Source organism: Acetobacter sp. AC2005, from assembly GCF_037901235.1.
GTDB classification, from domain to species: Bacteria; Pseudomonadota; Alphaproteobacteria; order Acetobacterales; family Acetobacteraceae; genus Acetobacter; species Acetobacter oryzoeni.
Genome location: NZ_CP149625.1, coordinates 749,955 through 775,205, shown reverse-complemented (window position 1 = coordinate 775,205; position 25,251 = coordinate 749,955). Strand labels below are relative to the sequence as shown.

General features: G+C 54.5%; 25 protein-coding genes and 1 pseudogene. 4 read left to right on the top strand and 22 right to left on the bottom strand.

Annotated elements, in window-relative coordinates; all coding sequences use genetic code 11:
- Positions 1 to 4 precede the first annotated feature (4 nt).
- The 3 genes from QQM41_RS03740 to QQM41_RS03730 all read right to left on the bottom strand — a co-directional run bounded on the left by QQM41_RS03740 (position 5) and on the right by QQM41_RS03730 (position 3,842).
- A complete protein-coding gene (locus QQM41_RS03740; RefSeq protein ID WP_339077752.1) occupies positions 5 to 2,197 on the bottom strand; it encodes a molybdopterin cofactor-binding domain-containing protein in 2,193 nt (730 codons plus the stop codon).
- Positions 2,194 to 2,655 carry a (2Fe-2S)-binding protein gene (locus tag QQM41_RS03735; protein WP_339077751.1) on the bottom strand — a complete coding sequence of 154 codons (462 nt, stop codon included), beginning with the start codon at positions 2,653 to 2,655 and terminating at the stop codon, positions 2,194 to 2,196. Before QQM41_RS03735 ends, QQM41_RS03740 begins: the two co-directional genes overlap by 4 nt.
- 110 nt (positions 2,656 to 2,765) lie before the next feature.
- Positions 2,766 to 3,842, bottom strand: coding sequence for a glycosyltransferase family 61 protein (locus tag QQM41_RS03730; RefSeq protein ID WP_339077750.1), 1,077 nt, complete (start codon positions 3,840 to 3,842; stop codon positions 2,766 to 2,768).
- A 107-nt stretch (positions 3,843 to 3,949) separates the two neighbouring features.
- On the opposite strand from QQM41_RS03730, the gene QQM41_RS03725 reads away from it, so the two are divergent.
- Positions 3,950 to 5,047 (top strand): class I SAM-dependent methyltransferase, encoded by a 1,098-nt coding sequence (locus QQM41_RS03725; protein WP_339078146.1) that lies wholly within the window; start codon positions 3,950 to 3,952, stop codon positions 5,045 to 5,047.
- Between the two features lie 14 nt (positions 5,048 to 5,061).
- On the opposite strand, the gene QQM41_RS03720 is transcribed toward QQM41_RS03725, so the two are convergent.
- Positions 5,062 to 5,289, bottom strand: coding sequence for a hypothetical protein (locus QQM41_RS03720; protein WP_339077749.1), 228 nt, complete (start codon positions 5,287 to 5,289; stop codon positions 5,062 to 5,064).
- Between the two features lie 90 nt (positions 5,290 to 5,379).
- On the opposite strand from QQM41_RS03720, the gene QQM41_RS03715 reads away from it, so the two are divergent.
- Complete coding sequence (locus QQM41_RS03715; RefSeq protein ID WP_339077748.1) at positions 5,380 to 5,928, top strand: HNH endonuclease; 549 nt, start codon at positions 5,380 to 5,382, stop codon at positions 5,926 to 5,928.
- A 29-nt stretch (positions 5,929 to 5,957) separates the two neighbouring features.
- On the opposite strand, the gene QQM41_RS03710 is transcribed toward QQM41_RS03715, so the two are convergent.
- Together QQM41_RS03710 and QQM41_RS03705 are read right to left on the bottom strand one after the other, a co-directional pair.
- The gene (locus QQM41_RS03710; protein WP_339077747.1) at positions 5,958 to 7,049 is read right to left on the bottom strand and encodes an MFS transporter; all 1,092 of its coding nucleotides are present in this window, start codon (positions 7,047 to 7,049) and stop codon (positions 5,958 to 5,960) included.
- A 5-nt stretch (positions 7,050 to 7,054) separates the two neighbouring features.
- Positions 7,055 to 8,050, bottom strand: a complete 996-nt coding sequence (locus QQM41_RS03705) for an IS481 family transposase (protein ID WP_035366691.1) — start codon at positions 8,048 to 8,050, stop codon at positions 7,055 to 7,057.
- 538 nt (positions 8,051 to 8,588) lie between these two features.
- Between QQM41_RS03705 and QQM41_RS03700 the strand changes: the two genes are divergently transcribed.
- Positions 8,589 to 8,831 (top strand): hypothetical protein, encoded by a 243-nt coding sequence (locus QQM41_RS03700; protein ID WP_339077746.1) that lies wholly within the window; start codon positions 8,589 to 8,591, stop codon positions 8,829 to 8,831.
- A gap of 116 nt (positions 8,832 to 8,947) precedes the next feature.
- On the opposite strand, the pseudogene QQM41_RS03695 reads toward QQM41_RS03700, so the two are convergent.
- Positions 8,948 to 10,222, bottom strand: a pseudogene (locus QQM41_RS03695) (Hint domain-containing protein); the annotation flags it as partial.
- Between the two features lie 21 nt (positions 10,223 to 10,243).
- A protein-coding gene (locus tag QQM41_RS03690) for an IS5 family transposase (RefSeq protein WP_339076994.1) occupies positions 10,244 to 11,040 on the bottom strand; the annotation gives its coding sequence in 2 pieces (ribosomal slippage) (positions 10,244 to 10,701 and positions 10,701 to 11,040; 798 coding nt in all).
- A gap of 68 nt (positions 11,041 to 11,108) precedes the next feature.
- Here QQM41_RS03690 and QQM41_RS03685 point away from each other — a divergent pair.
- Complete coding sequence (locus QQM41_RS03685) at positions 11,109 to 11,600, top strand: hypothetical protein (RefSeq protein ID WP_339077745.1); 492 nt, start codon at positions 11,109 to 11,111, stop codon at positions 11,598 to 11,600.
- Positions 11,601 to 11,629: 29 nt separating this feature from the next.
- Here the strand turns inward: QQM41_RS03685 and QQM41_RS03680 are convergent.
- The 14 genes from QQM41_RS03680 to QQM41_RS03615 all read right to left on the bottom strand — a co-directional run bounded on the left by QQM41_RS03680 (position 11,630) and on the right by QQM41_RS03615 (position 25,248).
- A protein-coding gene (locus QQM41_RS03680; protein WP_339076994.1) for an IS5 family transposase occupies positions 11,630 to 12,426 on the bottom strand; the annotation gives its coding sequence in 2 pieces (ribosomal slippage) (positions 11,630 to 12,087 and positions 12,087 to 12,426; 798 coding nt in all).
- Positions 12,427 to 12,447: 21 nt separating this feature from the next.
- Complete coding sequence (locus tag QQM41_RS03675) at positions 12,448 to 12,831, bottom strand: hypothetical protein (protein WP_339077744.1); 384 nt, start codon at positions 12,829 to 12,831, stop codon at positions 12,448 to 12,450.
- 171 nt (positions 12,832 to 13,002) lie between these two features.
- Positions 13,003 to 13,125: a hypothetical protein gene (locus QQM41_RS03670; protein WP_339077743.1), complete on the bottom strand. Its 123-nt coding sequence runs from the start codon at positions 13,123 to 13,125 to the stop codon at positions 13,003 to 13,005.
- Complete coding sequence (locus tag QQM41_RS03665) at positions 13,122 to 13,322, bottom strand: hypothetical protein (protein ID WP_339077742.1); 201 nt, start codon at positions 13,320 to 13,322, stop codon at positions 13,122 to 13,124. The genes QQM41_RS03670 and QQM41_RS03665 overlap by 4 nt, the downstream gene beginning before the upstream one ends.
- Position 13,323: 1 nt before the next feature.
- A complete protein-coding gene (locus QQM41_RS03660; RefSeq protein WP_339077741.1) occupies positions 13,324 to 13,704 on the bottom strand; it encodes a hypothetical protein in 381 nt (126 codons plus the stop codon).
- Between the two features lie 41 nt (positions 13,705 to 13,745).
- Complete coding sequence (locus tag QQM41_RS03655; protein WP_339077740.1) at positions 13,746 to 14,057, bottom strand: hypothetical protein; 312 nt, start codon at positions 14,055 to 14,057, stop codon at positions 13,746 to 13,748.
- A complete protein-coding gene (locus tag QQM41_RS03650) occupies positions 14,050 to 14,229 on the bottom strand; it encodes a hypothetical protein (protein ID WP_087651528.1) in 180 nt (59 codons plus the stop codon). Before QQM41_RS03650 ends, QQM41_RS03655 begins: the two co-directional genes overlap by 8 nt.
- Entirely contained in the window at positions 14,226 to 14,777 is a 552-nt protein-coding gene (locus QQM41_RS03645; RefSeq protein WP_339077739.1) for a lysozyme, read from the bottom strand. The genes QQM41_RS03650 and QQM41_RS03645 overlap by 4 nt, the downstream gene beginning before the upstream one ends.
- A gap of 122 nt (positions 14,778 to 14,899) precedes the next feature.
- Positions 14,900 to 15,211 (bottom strand): hypothetical protein, encoded by a 312-nt coding sequence (locus QQM41_RS03640; protein ID WP_019089530.1) that lies wholly within the window; start codon positions 15,209 to 15,211, stop codon positions 14,900 to 14,902.
- Positions 15,212 to 15,272: 61 nt separating this feature from the next.
- On the bottom strand, positions 15,273 to 16,523 hold the full coding sequence (locus QQM41_RS03635; RefSeq protein WP_339077738.1) for a hypothetical protein: 1,251 nt from the start codon (positions 16,521 to 16,523) through the stop codon (positions 15,273 to 15,275).
- Positions 16,523 to 17,305, bottom strand: a complete 783-nt coding sequence (locus QQM41_RS03630; protein ID WP_339077737.1) for a hypothetical protein — start codon at positions 17,303 to 17,305, stop codon at positions 16,523 to 16,525. The genes QQM41_RS03635 and QQM41_RS03630 overlap by 1 nt, the downstream gene beginning before the upstream one ends.
- A gap of 3 nt (positions 17,306 to 17,308) precedes the next feature.
- A complete protein-coding gene (locus QQM41_RS03625; protein WP_339077736.1) occupies positions 17,309 to 18,934 on the bottom strand; it encodes a hypothetical protein in 1,626 nt (541 codons plus the stop codon).
- Between the two features lie 7 nt (positions 18,935 to 18,941).
- The gene (locus tag QQM41_RS03620) at positions 18,942 to 24,524 is read right to left on the bottom strand and encodes a phage tail length tape measure family protein (RefSeq protein ID WP_339077735.1); all 5,583 of its coding nucleotides are present in this window, start codon (positions 24,522 to 24,524) and stop codon (positions 18,942 to 18,944) included.
- Entirely contained in the window at positions 24,517 to 25,248 is a 732-nt protein-coding gene (locus tag QQM41_RS03615; protein WP_339077734.1) for a hypothetical protein, read from the bottom strand. The genes QQM41_RS03620 and QQM41_RS03615 overlap by 8 nt, the downstream gene beginning before the upstream one ends.
- Positions 25,249 to 25,251 lie beyond the last annotated feature (3 nt).

Here is a 25,251-nt window from a genome sequence, read left to right as displayed (position 1 = left end):
GGTCTTATTCTTTCCCTTCCGTGTTGCGGGCAGAAAGCAGAGGCAGGCTGCGGTAACGCCGCCCCTGTGCCGCCGCCATGGCGTTGGCCAGCAGCGGGGCTGCGGCGGCGGTGCCAACCTCACCAATACCGCCGGGGTCTTCCTTGCTGGGCATCACCACCACATCAATGCGGCGTGGGGCCTCGTTCATGCGCATTACGCGCCATGTATTAAAGTTTTGCTGCTGCACACGCCCGTTTTCCAGCGTGATCTCGTTATACAGGGCGGCGGAAAAACCAAAAATCAGCCCGCCCTCTATTTGCGCAATCACTTGGTCCGGGTTGATAACCTGCCCGCAATCCACGGCTGCGGTTACGCGGTGGATAATCACCTCATCCGGGCTGGGCATTTCAATTTCTGCAATGCTGGCCATGTAGGATCCAAATGCAAACTGCAAGGCCACACCGCGCGCGCGGCCTTTGGGCACGGGTGTGCCCCAGCCTGCATCTGCTGCGGCACGTTCCAGCACCGCCAGCGCGCGTGGGTTGTTTTGCACCATGGCGCGCCGATAGGCTACCGGGTCTGCTCCCGCGCGGGCGGCCAGTTCATCTATAAACCCTTCCACCACAAACAGGCCACGCGTGCCACCCACGCCACGCCACCATGCGGTGGTGATGCCGGGGGCCTCGCGCCGGGCAAACTCCAGCCGATACGCGGGGTAGGTGTAGGGTGTGACCACCGTGGCAAGGGAGAGGTCTTCATCATACCCATCCTTTGTCAGTTCTGGCGGGTCCCACCGTGCCACCACGGCCGGGCCGACAATGCGATGTTGCAGCGCGGTGATATACCCTTTGTCATCCAGCGCGGCGGTGAGCTTATCAACATAGGCCGGGCGATATCTGTCCTTCGTGATATCTTCTTCCCGGCTCCAGACAATTTTCAGCGGGTAGGGCACCTGTTTTGCAAACTGCACGCACTGGGTGACGTATTCATGCTCCAGCCTGCGGCCAAAACCGCCGCCAATATACTGGCTGTGCACCGTAATTTTGCTGGCGGGCAGGCCGGTTATTTCGGCTGCGGTATCTCGCGCGCGTTCGGCCACCTGTGTGCCCACCCATACATCACACCCATCTTGCCGCACATGGGCGGTGCAGTTTATGGGCTCCATGGGGGAATGGGCCAACAAGGGTTGTTGATAGGTGGCTGTATAGGTTGTACCGGCTTTGCCAATCACACCCGGTGCATCTGCCTTGGCGTTGGCCACAATGGCCGGGCCGTTTAGCCCTGCGTGCAGATCATCATAAATGGTCTGGGTGGTAATGGCGGCGTTTTTTCCAAAATCCCATTGAATATGCAGGGCTTTCAGGCCCTTGCGTGCGGCCCAGTAATGCTCTGCCACCACGCATACGGTATCTTTATTATCCGTTACCAGCACAGCGTGCACGCCATTTACGGCCAAGGCGGCGTTGCGGTTCATGCTGCGCACAGTGCCACCCTGCACGGGGCAGGCGGCCACGGTGCCAATTTTCATGCCCGGCACCTGCACATCCATGCCAAAGCGGGCGGTGCCATCCACCTTGATCTGGCTATCCAGCCGATGGTGCTTGCGGCCAACCAGCGTGTAATTGGCAGCATCTTTTAATTTTGGCTCTTTGGGCACGGGCAGCTTGGCGGCAGCTTCTGCTACATCGCCAAACGGCACGGTGCGGCCAGAGGGCGCATGCACTACGGCCCCGTTGGCGGTTGTGCAGCTTTCTGGCGCAACGCCCCAGCGTGAGGCCGCGGCCTGCACCAGCATGGTGCGCGCTGCCGCACCAGCCTGGCGCAACGGCAACCATTCTGTCATGACAGAGGTAGAACCACCGGTAATTTCCGCCCCGCCACCGGGGGGTGCTGCTTCTATCTGCACGGCAAACGGGTCTATCCCCAGTTCTTCCACCATCAGCATCACGGATGATGTGTAAATACCTTGCCCCATCTCGATATTTGGTAAAATGAGGGTAATGGTATTATCTGCGGCAATACGAATAAACGCATTGGGTGCAAAGGGGGTGGCAACACCTTCTACCAGCACGCCGGTGCCTGCCTGTGTGGCCTGCGCTGCCCGCCCACGCGGTGTGGGCCACAGCGTTGCCAGCAACAATGCACCGCCCGCTTGCAGCACGCGCCTGCGGCCGGTTTTTAGCTGCGCGGTGGATGAGGGGGAATGTGTGCTCATGCCAGTTCTCCCGCTGCGTGGTGAATGGCTGCGCGAATACGCATATACGTGCCACAGCGGCACATATTGCCAGACATGGCGCTGTCTATCTGTTCATCCGTGGGGTTGGGGGTGGTGCGCAGCAGGGCCACGGCGGCCATAATCTGCCCCGGCTGGCAGTATCCGCACTGCACCACATCCAGCGCCACCCACGCAGATTTGATAGCCCGCACAACCGGGTCTGCCATATCCAGCCCTTCTGGCGTGGTAATGGCGCGCTTTCCCACCAGCCCAACGGGCAGGTTGCACGCACGCACGGCCTTGCCATCTACATACACGGTGCAGGCCCCGCACTGGGCAATGCCACAGCCAAATTTGGCGGCATTCAAGCCCAGAATATCGCGCAACACCCAGAGCAACGGCGTGTCGGCATCAACGTCCACGCTGTGCGGCTGGCCGTTTATCACAAGGGTTGGCATAAGGGGGAGCTCCTGCTGGTGGTTTGTTACGTATGAAAAACCACCCTAACACTTTCGGAACAGAAACGGAATCTTCTTGATTATATATACAAAAATATAGACAGCTATCTTCAGCCCATCTGCCCTTTGCGCCATTGCAGCAACGTGTGCGCGTGGCCAACAATCTGATCTACCGGCAGGGGCAGGCTGGCGGGTGTGTAGTGGTCTTCATGCGCAACGCCGGTTTCCACCTTGTCTGCCCAATACTGCAAACCGCCCTGAATACACATGGCCAGAAAACACGGGTTAAGGTGGTGGCTGGGCACCAGTTCGTACACCAGCGTGCCGGGCTGGCACCATGCCACATTGGCAAGGCCCGCGCCCAAAAAGCCCACCACCATATCGGCCTGTGCAAACAGGTCTATCTGTTGGGCCACGGGCAGGCGTTCTGGGCGCACGCGGGCAAAGCCCAGTGTGGTTAGGGCCTCTGCCAACTCGGCCTCGTTTGGCATGCGGCGGTTTGTGGCCTCACCGCGTTCCAAAAACAGGTAGCGCCCGCGTTTGGGCGTGGTGCTGGCGGCCTGACGCAACGCGGCATAGGCTGCAAGTGATGTTGCAGATGCCGTAAAATCCGTTTTGCCGCGCACAAAATCTGTATACACCACGCGGGGGAAGGCGTAGCGCGTGCCGGGCTGTGTGATCAGCCGCCGCTCAGGCGCCAGCCCGGCAAGGGTTACAAACTGCTCCTGCCACGCGGTAAGGGGTGGCAGCAAAAACACATCGTTCTGCCCGGCATGTTTTAGAAAATAGTAAAGTGCCGGAACCGTGTGTGCTACCCAGTGATAGTAATTGGTGTTCCAGTGGTCAAACCCGGCCCATGCGGTGCAATGGTGTTGCTCCACCGGTGTGCTGGCGGGGGCTGCGTGCCAGCGTTTGAGCGCATCTGGCCCTTGGGTATAAACCGTATCATGCAAAGGGTGGCCTTCCCACGCAAACAGGGCCAATGCGGGGTCAAACACTGCGGGGCCAAAGCTGTAGCGGTATATGGGGGGGGTATCTGTGTGCCAGTCTGTCAGCAGGCTGTGGGTGCCATCGGGCAGGGTGCCCCCAAAGGCGAAGCTGCCCCCAATGCGGGATGAGGTTTCAATTAACCCCCGGCCTCCAGCAGCCTGAAAGATACAAGGAAAAGCAGAAAGAGGCACAGACATGGCGGGGGGCTTTAGCGTTTGGCAAGGGTGTGCCAAGTATAGGGGTGGGGCTTGGGTTCAGGCAATAGGGCGGAACTTTGGCGCGCACAGTATGCAAGGTAGAGCGGATGCAAGACGGTTCCTATAACGAAGTGCCAGTTATCAGAACACCGGTTTTTAAAACCCCAGCGGATGATCTGGCCTACTGGCAGGCCAACCCGGATGTGGCCGCGTGTGGGCTTTCTGCCCCCCAGCATTATGCCCAGTATGGCCAGCATGAAGGGCGGATGCAGGCTGCCAATCAGGATCTGGTGACCGCCATGCGTGAACGCAAGCTGGAGCGTATTGCCTTCCGCCGGAACCCCGTAACACCACGCACCTATGGCCAGCCCGCCAATTACATGACAGACGCCATAAGGCAGGAGTTTCATATTCCGCCTTTTCCGCCCATTTCGGCCCATAATTACGGCGGCTATATTGCGGGCCTGCAAAAAGAACACCCGGATTGGATGTTTCTGGATGTAGGGGCCGGGCTGCGTGATACCGTAACCGAGCAGATGGTGAATGTGGATGTGTTTCCCGCCCTGAGCACCGATGTGGTGTGTGTGGGCGAAAACCTGCCTTTTGCCGATGCCCAGTTTGATTTTGTGCTGTGTGCCGCAACGCTAGAACACACCAAGCGCCCGTGGGAGGTTGCGGCCGAAATCTGCCGTGTGCTGAAACCCGGCGGCATTGTGCGCATAGATTATCCGTTCTTGCAGCCTGTGCACGGCTATCCCTCACACTACTTTAACGCCACGCCTGAAGGAAATATCAGCCTTTTTGAAAAATGGTGTGATATCCAGTACTGCATTGTAGAAAACCACTTCCACCCCATTCATGCCCTGCGCTGGATGATGGAGGACTGGAAAAACGGCCTGCCAGATGATGCCAAAGCCCAGTTTGGCAATATGCGGGTGGATGACTTTTTATCTTCCGCCATCCCGGATATGATGCAGCAACCCTTTTGCACGGAACTAAGCCCTGAAACCAAAAAGGTGATTTGCGCGGGTTCTACGTTGGAGGGTGTTAAAAAGCAGGGCCCGCAGTTTTATGGCAGCTTGCGGGAAGAACATCTGGCGCAGGAAGTGCAGCAGGCCCGGCGGGATGTGGAGATCATGCGGGCTTCCTCATCATGGAAACTCACAGCCCCATTGCGTAAGGTTGTTGGCCTGCGGCGTAAATAAGGGCCGTTGCCGCATTAACCAAAAAACAGCGGGTAAACAAACATCCACATACCCATAACCAGCAAGATGCCCGCAATAACCATAGGCAGTGCAACAGTTACCATAGGCCCAAAGCGCGCGGGTCTTTCTGGCGGCAACCCGGCATCCTGGTTAACTTGCGCCACACGGGCATCAATTTCTGCGTCTATGGGGTCTTCCTCTGTCCAGTTCTGTTCAGGCGTGGGGGAGGGAGCATTTATCATGTGTGATCCTTGTGGGGATGAGGAAGAGGCCGAGGGAAAGATGTAGCGTATGTTTTGGGCGCCACACTACGTAATACAAATGGCGTGGCAATGAAGTTAATGAACTTTCGTGTTCATGATCCAAAATATGCTGACTTAAAAGGATTGAAAGCAGGCAATAAGTTAGAAAAAGAGGTGTGGGAAGAATTTGCAAACCAACCGGATGATCTGAAAAAAACAGCCCAAGCGATTTGTGATATTATTCAAAACCCTCAGGAAGCAGAGGAAGCCCTTGCCCCAGAACAAGAAATAGAAGCAGAAGCCGTAGAAGGGCAGTTACTTACCCACCTGCATGTGCGGCGTGAGCGTTCTAAAAAACTTATTGCACAGAAAAAGAAAGCCGTTTTGGAAAATTCGGGGCAATTGGTATGCGAAGCTTGTGGCTTTGATTTTCAAAAACGCTACGGTGAAAGAGGCGCGGGTTTTATAGAATGCCATCACACCAAGCCTCTTTCTGATTTGCCAGAAGAACGCACAACGCGGCTAAGTGATCTCGCGCTTTTGTGTGCAAACTGCCACCGTATGATTCATGCAAAGCGTCCGTGGTTAAGCATTCAAGACCTTAGATATATGATAAAAAAGGCATCTCAGCCGCATTAAAAATATTTTCCTAACAGGGGTGGAGGGCTTTAGCGTTTCTGCCCGGTTTCACGCAGCAGAAAGGTCAGCACGCCTGCCAGCACAATACCGGCCAGCCCAAAGCTAAAGCCCTCTGTAAAGTCTGCCCCGTTAAGTGGTCGCCCATGCCCCAGATGTTGCAGGAATGCGGCAAAAAGCGGAGAGACAATGGCGCTCATAACAAACACCAAAAAGTTAATGGCCCCTGTGGCGCTGCCCTTTACATCATCGGCATTCACTTCCTTGATGATGGTGTAAGGGATCATGGCCGCACCGGAAGAAAAGCCCAGCAGCAAAGCCAGCACATAAGGCGGAAAGGTATTGCCCGGCAGGTAGATAATGGCTGCAACCGTAAGCGCCATAACAATAATGCCGCCCAGCAACACGGGTTTTCTGCGCCCGATCTTGTCTGTTAAATAACCAAGGGCAGGGCAGCCAAACATCCAGCCCACTGGCACCATGGCGGCGCGCATCACGGCCTCATGGTAACCAACGTGCCAGCTTTGGGTTAAAAACGTAATGCCCCATGTCATGCTGCCCACGGTGGTGGGTAAAAACAGCAGCCCAGCACACAGGCCGCACAGATAAGACTGCGGGTTGGTGAGCACGCTTTTATATGGCGCAAACATGGAGCCAGAAGCCGGGGCCACATGCGCGGTGTCTGCCTTTTTTTCCTGCGGGGTCATGACAAACAGAAAAACGGCTATCAGGGCAATAAGCAGCCCGGTATCAATCCAGTAAAAATGCCAGTTGATGACACCATGTATCAGCCATGCCACGGTAGATTGCCCCATGGCGCCACCCAGCATGCCCGCGCACTGTGTGGCCCCCACAGCCGTGGCCAAATACTTTTTAGGAAAACCCCGCGCCGCCAGATAAACCGCGCCCACAAACGCAAAAGCCGAGCCCGCACCCTGCATAAGGCGGCCAAGGCTTGCCATCCATTCTTCCCCCCAGCCAAACAGGCAGGTGCCAATGGCCAGCACCAGCGCCCCAAACGAGATGGTATATTTGGCCCCCCACCGGTCCACCGCAGCGCCAGAAATAATGGAGCAGAAAGAATAGGTGTAATAATACAGCCCGAGTAAGGACCCCAAACCCACCGTAGTTAGCTGTCAGGTTGTGAGACGTCATTGGCGTAATCAAGGATTTCGTCGACCTGTTTCATGATGTCACGACCAGCCGGTTTGATATAGTCTTGATTACGTGACGCGGGATGTTTTTCAAGCCATGAGATGATGCATTGGGCGGGAGCGATGCCGCCCAGAACACGCTGCGGGCGATGATTGTAGGCGAAACAGAAGCCTCTGAGCAGAATTTCCAGATCTTCATGGTTTGAGACACAGACCTGCAGTACTTCTGTAGCGACACGGCCATTGAAGCGTTCCACCATTCCATTGGTCTGAGGGGAGTAAGCCTTGGTCCGGCGTCGGTCGATTCCCATGTCATGACAGGCTTTTTCGAAGGCGTCCGCTGTAAAGCAGGAGCCACGATCGGTCAGGATATGGGTGATCCGGAAAGGAAAGGCCGATTTGACGGCATTGAGGAAATCAACGGAATTATCCGCATTTTCCGCGTCATAAACAGCCAGGTGCACTGAACGGGAACAGCGATCGATGGCGACATACAGAAAACGTTTCCGCCGGTCCCCATCTGCTGTCTGTAATTTTGGCAGATGTTTCACATCGATATGGACATAACCGGGATCGTAATCGCGGAACTTTCCCTGTCCCCGAACTGGTCCGGCCTTTGGAACAGGAGGCAGCCTGTTCAATCCGGCGTCTTTCAGTATCCGCCAGATATTGTCCCGGTTCAGATGCGGCAGGAAATGCCGTAAGACAAAGGTCAGATCATCCAGACCAAAACCGGTAGAACGCCGAAGCTGACAGACAATGGCGCGCTCCTCCTCCGAGGCTTTCCAGGCCAGCCTCCAGGGACGGCTGCTGCGGTCCTGACAGGCGTCCGAACCACGCCTGCGCCACTTGCGGACTGTTTCATCGCTGATCCCGTAGCGTCTGGCGAGCACGGATGTCGGTTCTGACGAACGAGCTATCTCAGCCCGGACAGCCGGTGTCGTGCGTGCCTGTGGGTGGATCTGAAGCATCATTCGGTCTCCCTGCAAACGGAAGAAAACAACGAAGCATAACGCGGTATCGCCCACGCTACATCATCCCAATGACGTCTCACAACCTGACAGTTAGCCCAAAGGCGGAAACAAGCTCGCTCACCATCACGCTGGGGGCAGAGCGGGTTGAGTATTGTAGAAGATAAAAAACCAGGCACAAAAACCATGCAATAATATAGGGTGTCTGGATTGAAGTTGTGGGTTTATGTGTTGGCGGCGGCGGGGTGTTAATATTGGCAGGCATCTTTATCTTCCACACTTTTTACGTTATCAATAAGAAATATTCCGAAAATCTATATATAAATTTTCATTCCTATACACTGACAACACTTATCTGGTCTGGCGTGTTCTGCCAGAAAGAGGCAACACAATTTTCAGAGACAACTTACACCTAACATAGACATGTCTGGGCTGAAATTGATGTATGTCTTTTAGGGTGGAAGAGGCCCGGCATTGATACCGCTGCCAGCTGCGTTCATGATACAGCAGAAAAAAGACACAACAGGATAAGTTCAAGATGACAGAAGATGAAGCCCGTATGCTGGTTGGCACAGAACTGGACCCGCAAAAGCTTTACATGCAGGTTGAAGGGCTGAAAGACGTTTTAAAGCTTGCCGTAAGTGGTCTGCCCCCGCAAAGTTTGAAAAACCTGCGTGATGCGCTTGAAGAAGTATGCGCAGGCAGTGTGGAAATTCCGGGAATGGCCGAAGCGCTAGAGATAGTAAAAGAACATTCAGCCGAAGTACCGCATGTGCAGTAAGGTGCCTGAATGTGTTATGATATTTCTATAAAAGCGTTTTATACACTGTAGATATATAAAAACAGGCCCTCTCTTTGCGGAGAGGGCCTGTTCAAACTGTTTAGCTGTTTAAGAGATTAAGCAGAGCGCGCCTGCTTTTCTGCTGTTGGCTGTGTGTTGATCAGGTAAGGGCCAGCAGCACGGATGGTGAGGGTAAGAATGCCCATTTTCCCCTGTAGCAGAGAGCCATCCAAAGGCAGCACGGCATTACCGTTTGTCCAGGCACAGTCTGTCCAGTCAGTCTCATGCCAGCCCTGAGGCTTTTCAGCCTGAAGGTGCGTTGTGATGTTGTAAGACTGTCTGGCGCAGTGCAAAAGCACATCAGCAACCGCAACGCCCATATAACGGCGATCATCCACAAACGGGCCGATCATATCGGATGGGCGGCTGGCGCGAGAAACAATGCGTAAGGATTTTGTGCCAGATGGCAGCATAAAGCTGTATTGCTGGCCATCATGCCGTATTGGGCGAATGGTTGCGCCTGTTTCTGTAACAAGGTGCAGATCAGGATTGCTGGTTGTTGCAACCGGTTCTGCAGGAACGTGGGCATCTGCAACAGTGTTTGAGCGTTCTGCCAGATTATGGAACAGGGGTTCAACAAAAGCGCGATCAACGCAAAGAGGCGCGCCTGCATCTTCCGCCCAGCTTTTAACGCTGCCACCTATACGCACAACCTTGCCTGCCTGCTGGAAGGCAGAGCGGTTGCCTGTATCCAGATAGCTTTCTGTCAGCATACCATCAGCGGTAATAACGGAATGCTGTGCCGTTTCTACATGATAGTAATCGTAAGAGGTGATGGACTTGTCATAGAAAATGGAGGTGCCATTTACCAGCATACGCACGGGCACAAACTTGCCATCAAAGAACAGGCAATGTTCAGCGGTAATCAGCATATCCTTGTATGGCACACCATCTGCTATGGCATTTTTGATGATACGGACAGGGTATCCGGCCTCATCATCCGCCAGTTCAGGGCGGACAGTGGCATGTGCCTTGCCAGCCCAGATAACAGGCTGGGTCATTTCCGTGTTGTGCTGCCAGTTATAGGTAACAACCTCATCACCAAAGCGCAGGTCTTCTACCGCCACATCACCCTTGGAAGTACGGATCATGCTGCCGGGAAGAAAGCAGACAAAAATAGTATTATTATTTGAATCTAGAGAGGTTTTGAAAGCAGAAGACGTATAATAGTTTCCATCAACATCTTTGGCTGTATATAGGGTAGCTATTACAGTTCCATTATCTGCCTGTTCTACTTTAATAACGCCAGCGCTTACATCAACCAACTTTGTTTGAACCCAAGTGGCGGCAATAGTAATATTGTCCCCCGGGGCAACGTTGGAAAAAGTAACATTTCCGTCTTTTAGGGCCTGTTAGAGCTTGATCCAGTCTGCTGCGGCAGCGATGTGGATGACGGCGAGGAACGACGTTGCTGTTTTTTCATATCTGGTTGCGACAGCGCGCCACTCCTTGAGGCGAGCCCAGAGGTTCTCAACGAGATGCCGACACCGATAGGCCCATTTGGGGCAGGCGACCGGGCCATCGCGTCGTTTCGCGGGAATGGCTGGCCGTGCTCCCATGTCCCATATCCGTTCACGAAAGGCATTCGACGCGTAACCCTTGTCCGCTACTACCCACAGGGGAGTGGCGGGAAGGCTGTCGAGCATGGCTGGTGCCAGAGGCAGTTCATGAGCCTGTCCAGGGGCCAGCGCAAAACCGAAGGCTTTTCCATGTCCATCAGCGATCACGCAGACTTTTGTGCCATAGCCGCCGCGAGAGCGGCCAAGTGCTTCACGATGGTCTCGCTCTTCGAAAGAGGCCCCTTTTTTTGGGCTCCCGCCGCTTTGTGGTGAGCCCTGATGTTCGTGCCATCCAGAAAAGTCATTCCGAATGCCACTCCCTGTTGTTCCTGAACCAGTGCGAGCAGCCGCTCCCATACGCCGAGCTTCGCCCAGCGGATGAAAAGCTGCGCAGCCCGCCACCACGGACCCAGTTCAGCGGGGATACTCCGCCATTTCGCGCCATTCTCATGACGCCAGAAAATCGCTGCTATCGTCCGCCGCAGATCATGTGGCGGCGTCTTGCCCCTCGGGCGAACCTCCTCAATCAGAGGTTCCCAGATCGCCCATGTCTCGTCCGTAAAGGTGCCTGTTCTGTCTCCTTCTTCCATCCCTACAATATGGGAAGAAATTCAAGATCTAACAGGCCCTAAGGTTCGAAACAGAAGTTCGTTTACTGTTGGACAAGGCCAATTTAAAAGCAATCTTAGATGAAGATCGCCATAAAATCTTGGATTGGACAATCGAATTAGAACGTAACGGAATCAAAGGGGAAGGTATGAGTTTTCCCCAAGAGCAGATAGACAGGGGGAAGCACTTGACCATTACAATTAATAACTCGGGCCATATGAATGGCTTTGGGTTCGGTGATAACGCTACGATTTCTGCAAATCAGATCACCAAATCAAATGTTACAATGGACGCCAATAAAGTTAATGAAATATTATCACAACTAGAGCCTATTATAAATCATATCGGGCTAGAAGAAGAGAACCGCAGAGAAGCCGAGAAAACCATTATTGAATTGCGTCAAGAACTTGATAAATCAATTCTTGATGATGGAAAGTGTAAATCTAATTTAGACTTTTTGAAAGAAATTTTAATTCAAGCAGGCGCCCCATTGATTACGAATGGTCTGGTGCAAGCTATCCAAGGGCTATTAAGTCCATAAATAACTTAAATAAGTATATTTAGGGCCTGTTAGAGCTTGATCCAGTCTGCTGCGGCAGCGATGTGGATGACGGCGAGGAACGACGTTGCTGTTTTTTCATATCTGGTTGCGACAGCGCGCCACTCCTTGAGGCGAGCCCAGAGGTTCTCAACGAGATGCCGACACCGATAGGCCCATTTGGGGCAGGCGACCGGGCCATCGCGTCGTTTCGCGGGAATGGCTGGCCGTGCTCCCATGTCCCATATCCGTTCACGAAAGGCATTCGACGCGTAACCCTTGTCCGCTACTACCCACAGGGGAGTGGCGGGAAGGCTGTCGAGCATGGCTGGTGCCAGAGGCAGTTCATGAGCCTGTCCAGGGGCCAGCGCAAAACCGAAGGCTTTTCCATGTCCATCAGCGATCACGCAGACTTTTGTGCCATAGCCGCCGCGAGAGCGGCCAAGTGCTTCACGATGGTCTCGCTCTTCGAAAGAGGCCCCTTTTTTTGGGCTCCCGCCGCTTTGTGGTGAGCCCTGATGTTCGTGCCATCCAGAAAAGTCATTCCGAATGCCACTCCCTGTTGTTCCTGAACCAGTGCGAGCAGCCGCTCCCATACGCCGAGCTTCGCCCAGCGGATGAAAAGCTGCGCAGCCCGCCACCACGGACCCAGTTCAGCGGGGATACTCCGCCATTTCGCGCCATTCTCATGACGCCAGAAAATCGCTGCTATCGTCCGCCGCAGATCATGTGGCGGCGTCTTGCCCCTCGGGCGAACCTCCTCAATCAGAGGTTCCCAGATCGCCCATGTCTCGTCCGTAAAGGTGCCTGTTCTGTCTCCTTCTTCCATCCCTACAATATGGGAAGAAATTCAAGATCTAACAGGCCCTAATCCTCGGCAGATATAGTCTCGTAGCTCCCCGGTTATTAATATAGAAGGGTCTCCATCTTGTTGCCGTATTATTTCCTGTAATTTTCCAGCTCCATCGGTGATTGTTGCTGTGTTCAGCTCATCGCAGATTAGAGGAAACCATTTCCTATGAAGATCATTAAAGAATTGTGGACGGCACTGTATTATTCGATATTCTGGTAATGGATCTGTAGATGATGAATATCCGGTTAATTCTTTTTCTATCCATCTTACACTATCAATCTGACCCAATTTAGAGGCTGCAAGTTTTGCGGATAAAAGTAGCGAATTAACATCAGAATTTGCATCAATAGCTTGCTTTTGAATTATTTCAATTAACGACATGGGTATATTTTATTTCTTTCTTGATAGAGTCGCGATAATAAACCATCTAACACAATATGACTTCTTTATAATTGATTTATGAAGGATATTCTAAGGTAATTTCTATAGATATCAGGGAAATTTAGTTCAGGATTTTCCTAATCTTATCTGCTGCTTAAACGTAGCCCTTGGTCACTTATTTCCCCAAAAATCAGACCGCACCACCAGCGCGTGCCAGCCTACAACAAAGATAATGGTGGCGAGGAAAACTCCCCCGCCACCAACAATCATGCCGCACTCAAAATCCGGCGTCATGCGGACTGGATAGCCGCGTTATCGGCCTTGCACTTGGCAAAGATGGCCTGAATATCCGCCACGCTCGGCCCGGTCTTGCTCTTGGACTGCTCCAGAGCCTCCTTGACCGTTTCATACACTTCCGGCCCGTATTTCTCGGCCAGACCGGCCACGGTGCCGACTACGCCCAGGATGGCGCTGATTTCTGTTGCGTTCATGTTATTTGCTCCCGCCAAGAGCTGCACAGGCATCCGGCGTGGTGCCGGTTTTCAGGCCTGCCCAGCAGGTTTCGAATGAAAGAAAATCGGTCTGGAGTGCGTTCACACCCGTCTGGGTGATGCTGTTGCCGTGCTCAATGGAGGTTTCCAGAGACGAAATTTCATTGAACACGGTCTGGCTTGCCCGCTTGGCAATATCCTTCTGCGTATCCGTCAGGGCGATGCCCGGCACGTTGCCTTTAATGGCATCAGGAATCGGCTGCGCCAGAACGTGGTAGGAGCTATCCGCATCGAAAACAGTTTGGCGTAGCTTGGCCTGCGGGGTTGCGCCACAGGCAGCCAGAAGGGGCAGCAGCCCCAATGCGAGGAATGCTTTTTTCATTTCGGATCGTCTTTCTCAGATGAAGATGAGAAGGCTAACTTTTAGTTAGCCTTTGGCTCTGATGGCGTGGCCGCAGCCTTTGTGCGCATCAGAATGGCTGCGTTGGCGGCTTGGCCCCAGTTGGCAGCAAAAACGTTCAGAACCCGGTAAACCGGCCACAGCTTTGAGCCGGCAGGCGGCGCTGGGATCTGTGTTGCCATAAACCCCAGAATGGCTGCGGCGCTTAGGCCAATTTCCACCCAATGGGCATATGGCTGGGGCAACTGCGTAAGAGCCACAACCAAGGTGCTGGCAATGCCACCGGCCTTTGCCGTTTGGACAAGGGCGGTTTTGGCTGTTGGTGTATCAGCCATAACCAGCTCCACGCATGCTGACGGGCAGCGTGTTGATATCCATACGCTCAATGATGATGTTTTCTTCATTCAGCCGAAAGCCGCTTTGCCGCAGGCGCTGGGCAAGACGGTCGAATAGCAGATCTGCCAGGCAATCCAGTTCATGCCGGGACAGAGGATCTCGCTCACTCATGCGTTTTCCTTCACGCGATCGATTTCCGCCGCGTTGAGTTGATCTGTGGGAATAGGAGAGGGTGCTGCTGGCTGCGGATCACAGGGGGTAACCCCGCTCCAAAGCAGCCATTCTGCATGGCGCCGCGCCGTAAGGCCGGGCACCGTAATCAGCTGGCCGTTGCGGTGCATGTGGTTCCACAGCAGGAGCTGATCACTGGCCGCGATATCGTGGCCCGCGTTCAGATATTTCAGCAGTGTGGAACCTGCCAGCGCTGCTGTGCCCAGATTGTACTGGAAATCCAGCAGCGCACCTTCTCGGTTTGGCGAAAGCTGCGTGCGCACCAACTGGCGCAGCTTTACCCGCAGGCCTGCCAGCGTGAAAACCAACAGGGCTTCAGCCTGCTGCTGCGTAATGGGCGCAGTTTTGGCAGTTACGGCGGCCCCGTTGGCCAGGGCACGATTGCCATAACCAATAGACCAGTAACCCGCCGGGCAAACATAAGGATGCAGGCGCAGGCCCTCGAACTTGCGGCACAGGCATGCCGCCAGCTGGATGGAATCATTCATCTGTTTTTCCGGATACAAAAAAGGCCGCTCAATGGCGGCAGGAGTGGGCGTATTTCAGTTTTCAGAGTTTTTCAGAACTGTTCAGAACTGAATACTTCTGCATTGACAAACAGCGCAGTCAGCTAGGGATGGCTGAACAGGTGATAAAGAGCCGCGGCCAGCGTTGCGATGCCGGTAGGCCCCAGCATACTGGCAACCCACATGGTCAGGCGCGTGGCGCCAGCGCGTTCGGCATCATCAATCGCCATTTTGTCGATCTTGGATAAAATCAGCGTATCCCGCTTTTCCAGCGCATCTGTGCGTGCCGCCAGGGCAACGCGGGCATCGCGCTCTTCTCGCTGATCCTTTTTCACCTCACTGAGATCTCCTTGCATGGTGTCGAGTTTCGCCAGGACGGTGCGCAGGTCTGCACCATCGTTTTCTGCTGTGGGCATGATGTGTCCTGATACAAAAAAAGCGGCCTAAAGCCGCTGGAAATCTGAAAATTTGATGTTGTTACGATGCCTTTGGCCCTACAGCGATGATATCCAGCCCCCAGGCAGTGGAACCACTCCATATTACAGCGGTAAATCCAGCCTCATCCACGCCACCGGGATTTACTGGCAGAACTGTTTTCCCTCCCGCTGGCTGCGTAGCATTGACAATAACGCGCGGAATGCCACCAAATTTGATAGGGAAGTCGATACGCGCCATTGTGGGCGTTGAACCTACGGAAAAATGCTGCAGCAGCGTATTCTCGTCTGGCGATGTAATGGATATCTCCCCTGAGAACGCTACAGTTCCTTTTCCCGTCTGCAGGAGCCCATCAGGTGCCATCCTGAGCCAGTTTTTATTGCCTGTATTGTTATCAGGCGATCCACCGTTCAGATCCCATGTGGCATTGCCATTACTGTCAACGTAGGTGTTCACCCATGCGTTGGCAGCAGAATTGTAAACGGCACATTCATTACCCAACACAAAGAGAGATGTTCCCACGCGCAGGTAATTGACCTGACCTCCAGAATATCCAAGTTTCTGGCTATCCAGCGCAAGAGAGGCAACTTTCGTATTACTGTCGTAAGCCAGATAAGGAAGGCCATCAGCCGGGTTTACACATAACGATGTGCCAGTCAGTGCATTGGCAATGCCGGGATTTGTATTTTGAAGACAGCCGCCGATCAGCGCATTCACCTTGGCGACACCATACGCGCCATATGTTGTGCCATTGGCGCCAGTAAAGCCAAAGCGCGGGAAACCCTTTTCTGTGGTCAGGTCAACCCATAGCGCATCCACGGCTGTATCGGTTGCAACCAGACCTACGGCCAGCTTGAGATATCGCAGATCTGCCTGCGCTGCTGGCACAGCCTCCTGCGAGGTGAAATCATCCACATTCTGGACAAGGGTTTTGCCCTTTACTGTCAGGCCACCTGCCAGTGTCAGAGATCCGTCCTGTTCCAGAACAGGCACCATCTCTGCCGGGATTTCGTTATAAACCTCAACAGAGCCGGGAAAATTAAGCGCAACCTTGGTGCCTGCGGTGTTTCCCAGAACGGTGGAACGTGCCAGCGTGCTGGGTGTGCCAACGGTGAGTGTACCAATGCCCCATTCGGCCTGAGAACCATCATCAGCAAAATAAAAGACATTCCCACCATTCGGAAACGCGGCAGAAAATGCACGCCGGTTTGCTTCCGCCCCATTGAGTGTAAAGCCGCCCGTGCCGGGTGACGTGGCTGTTTCCAGCACATAATTGCCAAGCTGTGCGGCCATTACAGGCGCTCCGTGAGATTAAGTGTAAGGGAATGCCGATCTGCCGGCCCGTATGGGTTGGACAGATCTCCGCCGCTCAGTGTTCCAAACAGGGATTTCTGCGCCAGCACATCGGTTGTGGCATCAGGATCTGGCACGAACAAAATGTTCTGGCCGGTAGCTGCCGCCTGCAAAACCTGATCCAGCACAGCCGCATCGGCATCACCTAGCGAGTCATGCACGATGGATAATTTACGCTGATACCAGCGGCCAGACACAAATTCTGAACCGCCCAGCGTGGTCACAGTATCCTGCCCCAGATTGTTGCCGGCCGTGCTTTGCGTGCTGAAATTGCGCACTGGCTGGAATAACGGGCCTGCGTAGATCAGCGGCACAGATAGGAACCCATCCGGGTTGGCTGTGTCTGTTATCGTGATTTCACAGCGTTCATCAGTGGCAATGCTGGGCAGAACATAAAGGCACTGGCCGTTTGCCACATTGCATGGGCCTGACCAGTCTGTGTGCCAATCAACACCCCACCAGCCTGTATCATAGCTGCCAGTGCGAATCCGCCATGTTGCGGCAGCACTCAGATTGGTGCGGTGCAGACTGATAGCCTGCCATTTTGCCCCAGAAACACCAGAAAGCGTGAGCACGGCAGATGTGCCCGGAGCACGCCAGCCAAGACTTGCCGCACCCTGCTGGTTTTGCAGGTTTGTTACCGGCAATCCGGACGCCTGCGCACTGGCAGCCAACGTGGCGCGTAGCACATTGTTCTGCCAGCCGAAGCCACAGTTTTGCATGAATTACACCAGTATCTGAAAGGTTACGGTCTGATCCGTTGCGCGGATCTGTTCGCTCACCACACGGGCAAGCTGCCGCGTTTGCAGACCAGGCGCTGGAGCCGTGATGCCGATCACGTCACCCAACTCTAGCTGCCACGCATAATCCTGCGGGATTGTGACAGCCCAGAGCCTGCGCTGTGTGCCCCATAATGCGCCGTGAGATTGCGCAATCAGGGTGGCATCGGCCTGCTTGGCCAAGGCCGTGGTAATAAGTGCCGGATCATTCGGCACGCGGTAGCGGCTTTTGATATCAGATGACCACCACACCGCCGCACGATCTGCCACGGCAATGATGGCCTGCCGATCTGCCGGGGCCTGCGGGTGCAGATTGGAACCTGTGGTCTGCACCGTGAAATTGTGCTGCCAGCCAATACGCCAGCGCCATGTTGGCGGATCTAGCGAACTATCCAGCGAGGCCGCTGCAATTTCCGTGATCAGATCTGCATTCAGCTCCACCACGGGCGTTTCTGATATCGCGGGTGCAGACAATGCAATGGGTAACAGCGTGCCCGTACGTGTGGGCACCAGCGTGATGTTCAGGCCAGAAAGCAATGTGGTGGCAACTTCTTTGCCCGTGACACTTTCCGAGCCATCCCAATACCAGCCACCAGACCACGGCGCGATGGCAGAGGTTTCTGCCCATCCGGCATCAATATAGGCCGCAGGCATCACCAGATCCTCCAGCAACATCTGCCGCAGAATATCCAGCACACCAGACGGCGCTTTGCCGGAACGGAACTGCCCCAAGGCATCCACCGTGATGCCGTAAACAGGTTTTGTGCCCAGCCGCAGCCATGTTCCGGCCGATCCGGTCTGCACGGTGTAGGTGCCCGGAGCCGGACTGGTTGCATAAATATCCGCAACCGTTGCAGCAAACTGGATACCGCCTGCATATCCGCCTTCACACAGGGCCGTGATGGAGGCAGGCCCATCCGAGATCTGATAGACATAATTCACGCTATCAATCAGCACGGGCGTGATGTTGCACACACTACCCCGGATGCGCGGCATGTTCTTGCCTGCCACGTTGCTGTCTCCATCCAGCTTGCCCGTTCCACCGTAGGTAGAAACCGGCATGCTGCCGTCTAGCCAGTATGTGGCATCCAGAAGGGCAATTTCTGCCGTGGTGCGATCTGGCTGCCAGCTTTTGCCCAAACCGGCAAACACGGGCAGAAGGCTGCTGCTTTTCGGATCTGTCCAGATCTGCCGTGCAGCATCCCACACCTTGCTGCCCGTAAAGATCCGCACGGGCAGATGGTCATTTAGGCGGGTTGTCAGCAGGCTATCCAGAACGCCGCCTGGATTGGCCAGCGTGATGGAACCTGCCGAGAAGGAACCGCCCATGGCATCCGCCGACAGGGACAGACCCCGATCAAGCGCAAACGCATCTGTCACATACGGCGGATAGGGCATGCCGTTTTCATCCACAAACCCGGCATCTGAAAAGCGGATAGTATCCGTGCTTTCCAGTGCATGGGTTTGCCGGCGCAAGGTGCCGTGTGCCCGCGTGCCATGACTCAGTGTTTGGGCAAGCGTGCCCGTGGCCGGCTGGACAATATCCAGCTCAACCGTTCGGAATGTTGCCATTTTAAGATTACTTTACGCTGGCAGCCCGCATGAACTGCTTTAATTCCAGAACAACAGCAGTTTTCATGCTGTCCACCGCTTGTTTGACTTGGTTTGTGGCATCTACCGCATTGGCAGAAAGCTGCTTGGCCAAGGATGCCGTAAACTGTCCCGTGTCCACGTTGGCCACGGATTGCAGCATGGTCAGGTTTTTCTGAAATTCCTTTGCGTAATCAGCGCCGGAACCAAACCACTCCTTGGCCAGTGTCAGATCAGACTGGGAATCCGATTGCAGGCGCGAAAGCGCGTTGTAATCACCACCCATGGCCGCCTGATAATCAATGTTCAGATTATCGTTGGCGGCCTTGTATTGATCTTCCACAGACAAAGGCGAGGCATCAGACGTGGCCAGACCTTGCACATATGTGCCCAGATTGGAGAACACAGACGCCACGGATTGATCTGCCTGATCCAGATATTCCTGCTGTGCCTCAAGAGATTTCTCCTGATACTCCTGCTGGATCTGCAACCGCTCGGCATTCTGGGTTTTCTCCAGATCTGCAAGCTGCTGCTGATAAGTGACGTTATCGGCAAAGTTATCACCCAGGAAGCCCCGCCAGTTCTCCTGCAGCTGCTGGATTTCCTGTGCCGCACTCACCTGCTGATTGAGCAGATCTGCACCTTCCTGATCACCCGTGGCAGACAGATAACGCGCCTGCACGGACTGATCAGATTGCGAAAGCGTGTTCTGCTCATTGGCAATCATGGCAGCAGCAATGGCATTGCCTTTATCCAGCAATGCCTGGGCATCCAGACCATAGGATGCTGCCGTGTTGGCGGCGTCCTGATATTTGGCCTTAAGATCATCAACCTGCTGCATCAGGCTTTCGGAACCGGATGCCGTAACATCCAGAAGCCCTGGCATTGTGGTACCAACAAACTCCTCAATGGCCTCAAACTTGCTTTGCAGGTCATCTACGGAATAGGTGCCACCATCCAGCGTTGAAAGCGCCTTGGCCATATCTCCCGTGTAGCCGGTGAAATGATCCACCGTGACATGGGAACTATCATCAAACTTTGAGACAGACACTTTCATGCTGTCCAGCGCATCCGCCAGGGTTTTCAGGCTTTCCAGATCCTGCGTGAACGTGCCCACGCTATCGAAACTGGTCGGCATGAGCTGCTTCAGCTCCTGCTGCATGGTGGCGTCTGAACTGGTCAGATCCAGATCAGGCAGCAGATCTGTCAGGCTGTAGGTGGTGGATTTCTTGCCCTTTTTAGACCAGCCAACCTTGCCGATGGTATCCGTGTTTGTGGCAGATACGCCCGTGTAGTCGAACGCATTGTTGATGCTGTCCAGATCACTCTGCAGGCCGGATGCCACGTTATCATTGCCATGGATATCCTTGTACACATGGCCACTGATATCCAGCATCCCATCGCTGCCTACGGAAACATACTGATAATCCTTCTTCCTTTTGGCAAAGAGCTGCGACAGAAGGTTATAGGCCATATCGCCAATGCCGAAGGCCGCACCTGCCATACCCATGTAAGAGCCGATGGAGGAAACAGCACTGCCAACACTGCTGAAAATGCCGCTGCCATCGGCTGCCTTTCCAGAAAACAGGTTCCCCAGCGCGGAAGGTGCAGCGCTGACAGCACCAGCATTCACCGCAGATCCAGACGAGGGACTGCTGGCCTGATTTTTCATGTTCAGAGCTTCCCATGGGGAAACACCCCAACCGGATTGTGCCACGGCACTTAATGGATCTTCAGTGCCTGAACTGATGCTTCCTGTGCTGCCTTCTGAGCCGGTTTCACTAAACAGATTTCCAATATCTGCCAGCGTTGTGCGGGTTTTACCGTCCAGGGCATTCATCAGCGGATTGATCAGAGCAAATCGTGCAATCACACTAGCAACCGAGGCATCCACACCCTGAAGCATGCTTTTGAAAGACATGCCGCTGGATGTGCCCTGCACAAAGCCTTGCACCACGCCGTCAGAAAGCTGGTCAGCCATATCGCTGATGGATCCGGTGAAATCATCCATCACCTGCTGCTGGTGCTGGTATTCCACCGTGGCGTCAGACAGGGCATCCGTGCTGGACAGCAGCTTCTGGGCATATTCATCCGTTAGCGGGATGCCTTGCCGGTAGAGCTGCTGTTCAACCTCCATATGGGCCAGCAGCTTCTGGCGTGCATCATCATTGGAGCCAATCAGGGATGTTTCAGTTTGCAGGATAGCAACCTGATCATTGTTCTGATTGGTCTGCCCGATCATCTGGGTGTTCTGCTGGGCAACCGTCAGGGCCTTGGCGGCACTGATGCGCTCCTGCATGGCCTGCACAAACTGCGGCGTGCCTTTCTGGAAGCTGTTTTCTGCATCCGTATAGGCAGACACATAAGAAGCCGCATCCTGTGCAGACATACTGCCATCTGCATAGGCCGCATTAGCCTTATCCAGCGCCTGTGTTTGATCTGACATGGCAGACGTGCTGGCATGCCACTCATCTGCCAGAATGGATTGCTCACGCGCCTGCGCCGCCATGATCTGGGTTGCAGATGCATGTGCCCCGTTAAGCGAAAGCTGCGCCTGGTCAACCTCCTGTGCCACGCTGACCATTTGCCGATCATAGCCCGTTAAGGCAGATGCGCTTTGTGCGGCCAGCGTTTGCGAATGATCCACTTCCTGCAAAGGATCTCGCAGGTTAGCAAGAGACGCGCTGGTAGCGTCTATCTGGTCATGAATAACCTTTGTTTGATCAGACCACTCTTTCTGGGAAATAACGCCAGCCTGATACTGCTTATTGACAGTATCCAGAGCACCTTCCTGCTTCGCCAGAGAGCGCGTGAGATCATCACGCTGGCCAGTTACTCCAGTATCACCCTGTGAAACCACGCTATCCACAGATTTCTGCATGTTTGCAGATGTGACAGCGCCATAAGGCACGCCCTCTGTGGTTTTTGCCAGATAATCCATGGTTTCCGCAGGAATGCGGCTGGGATCACCGTCGCTTTTCAAATAGCGGTCTAGGTTGGTTTCTCCCCAGTTATAGGCCATGGCAACCAGTGTCTGATCACCATCATATTTGGTGTATAGGTGTTCCAGCAGCTGGGCACTGGCAGAAACATTGCCGTGCAGATCTGTCAGATCATTTCCGGCCGCGTTGCTTTGCTTCACCTGCATGGCACCAATGGCACCTGCACTGGAGCGCACCACCTGGCCGTTCAGGTATTGGCCGGTGCTGCTTTCCGCAGGTGCTATGGCGTGCATCAGGCTGGTGATATCACCATTCAGGTGCTGTTCCTGCGCCACTTGGTCAATCATGCTCTGCACGGCCTTGATGCCGCCATCTGCCTGCACATGTGTGGCAGATGTTGCCGGATTGCTAGGCATGGAGAACGTAGGATCTGCCGTGTTTCCCTGCGCCATGAGCTTTTGCACGCTGGCAGGCATCAGGCTTTCGATCTTGCCTTCCAGCCAGCTAAAGCCGCTAGATGATCCGGATTTAATGCTACTCCAGACGGTAGAGAGTTCATCAGGAAGCTCTTTCAGCAGCTTGACCAGATCCGTCAGACTGTTGATTCCCGATGTAGCCATGGAGACGAACAGATCTCCAATGCTACGCGCCTCAGATGCCATGGCGCTGTAACCGCTGCCCATTTCATCCTTCAGGCTGCGCCAAGCCGCCTGAAACGGTGTCAGACCCTGATCGGCAGCCCCATGAATGGCGCTTTCCAGCTTCTGGATCACCAGAGAGACGGCATCAGCCTGCTGGCCCATCTGCACCATATGCTGCACGCTCAGCACCAGCCCAGCGTTGAAGCCGGGCAGATGCTGATCTGCCAGTGCCTGTGCTTCCTTGGCCGGATCTTCCAGTGCTGCTGCCAGCATCTTGGCGGCATCTGGTACCGTGGTGTTCATTACCGCAGCCAGATCTCGGCTGTCTGCTGTCAGACGCTGGATCTGGCTGGCATCCACCGTGGGAACAGCCGCGATAGTCTGCACCGTGCTGCGGCTGTCTGAGAGCGAGATATCATCATACTGATCATGCAGCGCACGAGCGGCATTTTCAGCAGATGTGGCCATATCATTGTAATCAGCCCGCGTGGCACGCAGATGGGTGGAAAGTTGAGCAAGGCTTTCCTGTTCGCTTTCCGCATACTTGCCTACGCCAAGAATGGCCGCACCAGCCGCACCAGCTGCAATGGCCAGACCAGCAGGGCCAGATAAACCACTGACAACGCGTGTCAGCGCACCATCCAGACCGCCCATCACTTGCACCATATTGGGCACCTGATAGAACGCGGCCTGCAATGGGCTGCCACCGGCCAGAACCTGATCGAAAAATTTATGGGTTTCGTCTGCAAGAATACCCATTTCGAACGAGGTCAGCTTAACCGATGCTGCATTTCCACCTTGCGCGGCTTTCTGGCGGTTCAGGCTATCTGTAGCCTTGCCCACATAGGCATCATATTCTTTCTGATTGATGATACCAGTGGCCAACGCGCTATCAGCTTCTGCAACAGCATTGGCGTAATCGCGTTCAGCCGCAGCCAGTGGCACAATCTTGGCCCGAATGGCATCGGCATCCGCAAACGCGCCGGTGACATCCTCCAGACGGGATGCGCTCAAATCATTGCTGGGCAGGCTGATTCCCAGATTGCTGTTGAGATTGCTCTGGTAGGAGCTGGCAATGCTGGACAGAGCGCCGTCAGAGGCACGCTGCATGGCGGCATAGTCGGCCGTGATATCCTGCACGCCCTTGCGGTATCCATTCAGGGAAAGCAGGTTATTTTCAAAGGCAGACCGCAGCTCGCGCAGGGACATGACTTCTGCCATTTCAGCGGCAGAGAGCTTTTCCAGAACGGCAGACGCACTGGAACCATCCTCACCCATTTTGGTGAAGGTTTCTGCTGTTGCCGTCTGTTCCAGACGCAGCTTTGCTTCCTGCTGCACCAGGGAATCAATCTTTTCCCGCTGTGCATCCAGAACGCGCGTAACATCTTCCGGACTGGTGCTACCGCTTCCAATGGCTTCAACACCACGGGCATCCAGCCGGTCATACTCATCCTGTGCCAGCCGGATCTGGCGCTGGATCTTGGAAATGCTGTCACCCGTCCGCGCAGCCGAGTTTTGCCAGGTCTTATCCGCGCTGGTGGCGCTACGGGTGATAACCGTCACCAGATCTTCAGCAGATTTGGTGGCATCGCTCAAACTGTCTTTGAACGACGTGCCAATTTTGTCCGCAGATGTAACCGTATCTTCGGCAGCTTCACCAATACCGGACAGGGCTTTTTCTGTATTTTCTGCGCCCAACTGCACATCGTGGGTGATCTGATCTACGCTATCCTTCAGACGCCCTGCACTGGTTTCCAGCTTTCCGGTGCCGGATATAACAGATTCAACAGTCCGGTCTGCAGCCGATCCTGCAGCCTCCAGACCTTCCTGAAATGATTCCCCAATACGCTTGCCGCTTTCTGCCAGCGCGTCAGATTTATCCTGTAGCGCATCTATGCGTGCGCCAGCGGCTTCCGTGGGCTGTGCGGTCTGATCATCCACCACAAAACGGGTGATGACTTCATTGATAATATCAGAAGCTTTAGCCATTGGAAGGCTCCGTTAGCACAAGGGCAGGATATGTCATGACCTGCCCAGCCTGCCGATCCTTGCGGTTGCTACGGCGTGGCTTACGCAGGCGCTCCCACTTATTTTCCTTTGAATATGTCAGGCGGCTTTCAATCCCTTGCGCTTTCAGGATGTATGGCAGGCGTTCGCCACGGGCATCGCGCCCATCCGACAAGGACAGGAATTTGCGGGCAATCTTGAGTGTAGGATATTGCTTCATGGCTGCTTGGCGTGCGGCTTCCACAATCCCTGGTGGAATGCTGGTTTTCTGCCCACCCGTATCAATCTTGCGGGCATAGGGCATGGTATTCACGATTTCTACCGTGCTACCCGGCTGAATGGTGGCGGCCGGACGTGTCCACCATTCCCCATTCACACGCACCGCCCAGCTGTCACGATAGGCTCCGCTGTGCACTGGCGAATGCTTCTGGCAATAGTCCAGTGCAAATGCCACAGCCTGCGCCAGATAGGAAAACACGTAGCGGACAATCCCGCCATCCAGATTAACACTTTCCTCAGAAGCACCCACACGTCCATCTACAGCCGTGCGGAATGTGCTGGAGGCACGTCCGGATGCAATCAGTTCATCACGATTGGCACGGCAGGCATCAGCAGCTGCTTTATGGAGAGCAGCAGAAGATAGACTTGCACGCGCAGAGACAATGATCTGTTTGCGCAGAACGTCTGCCATACGTGCCCGTGCCATGAT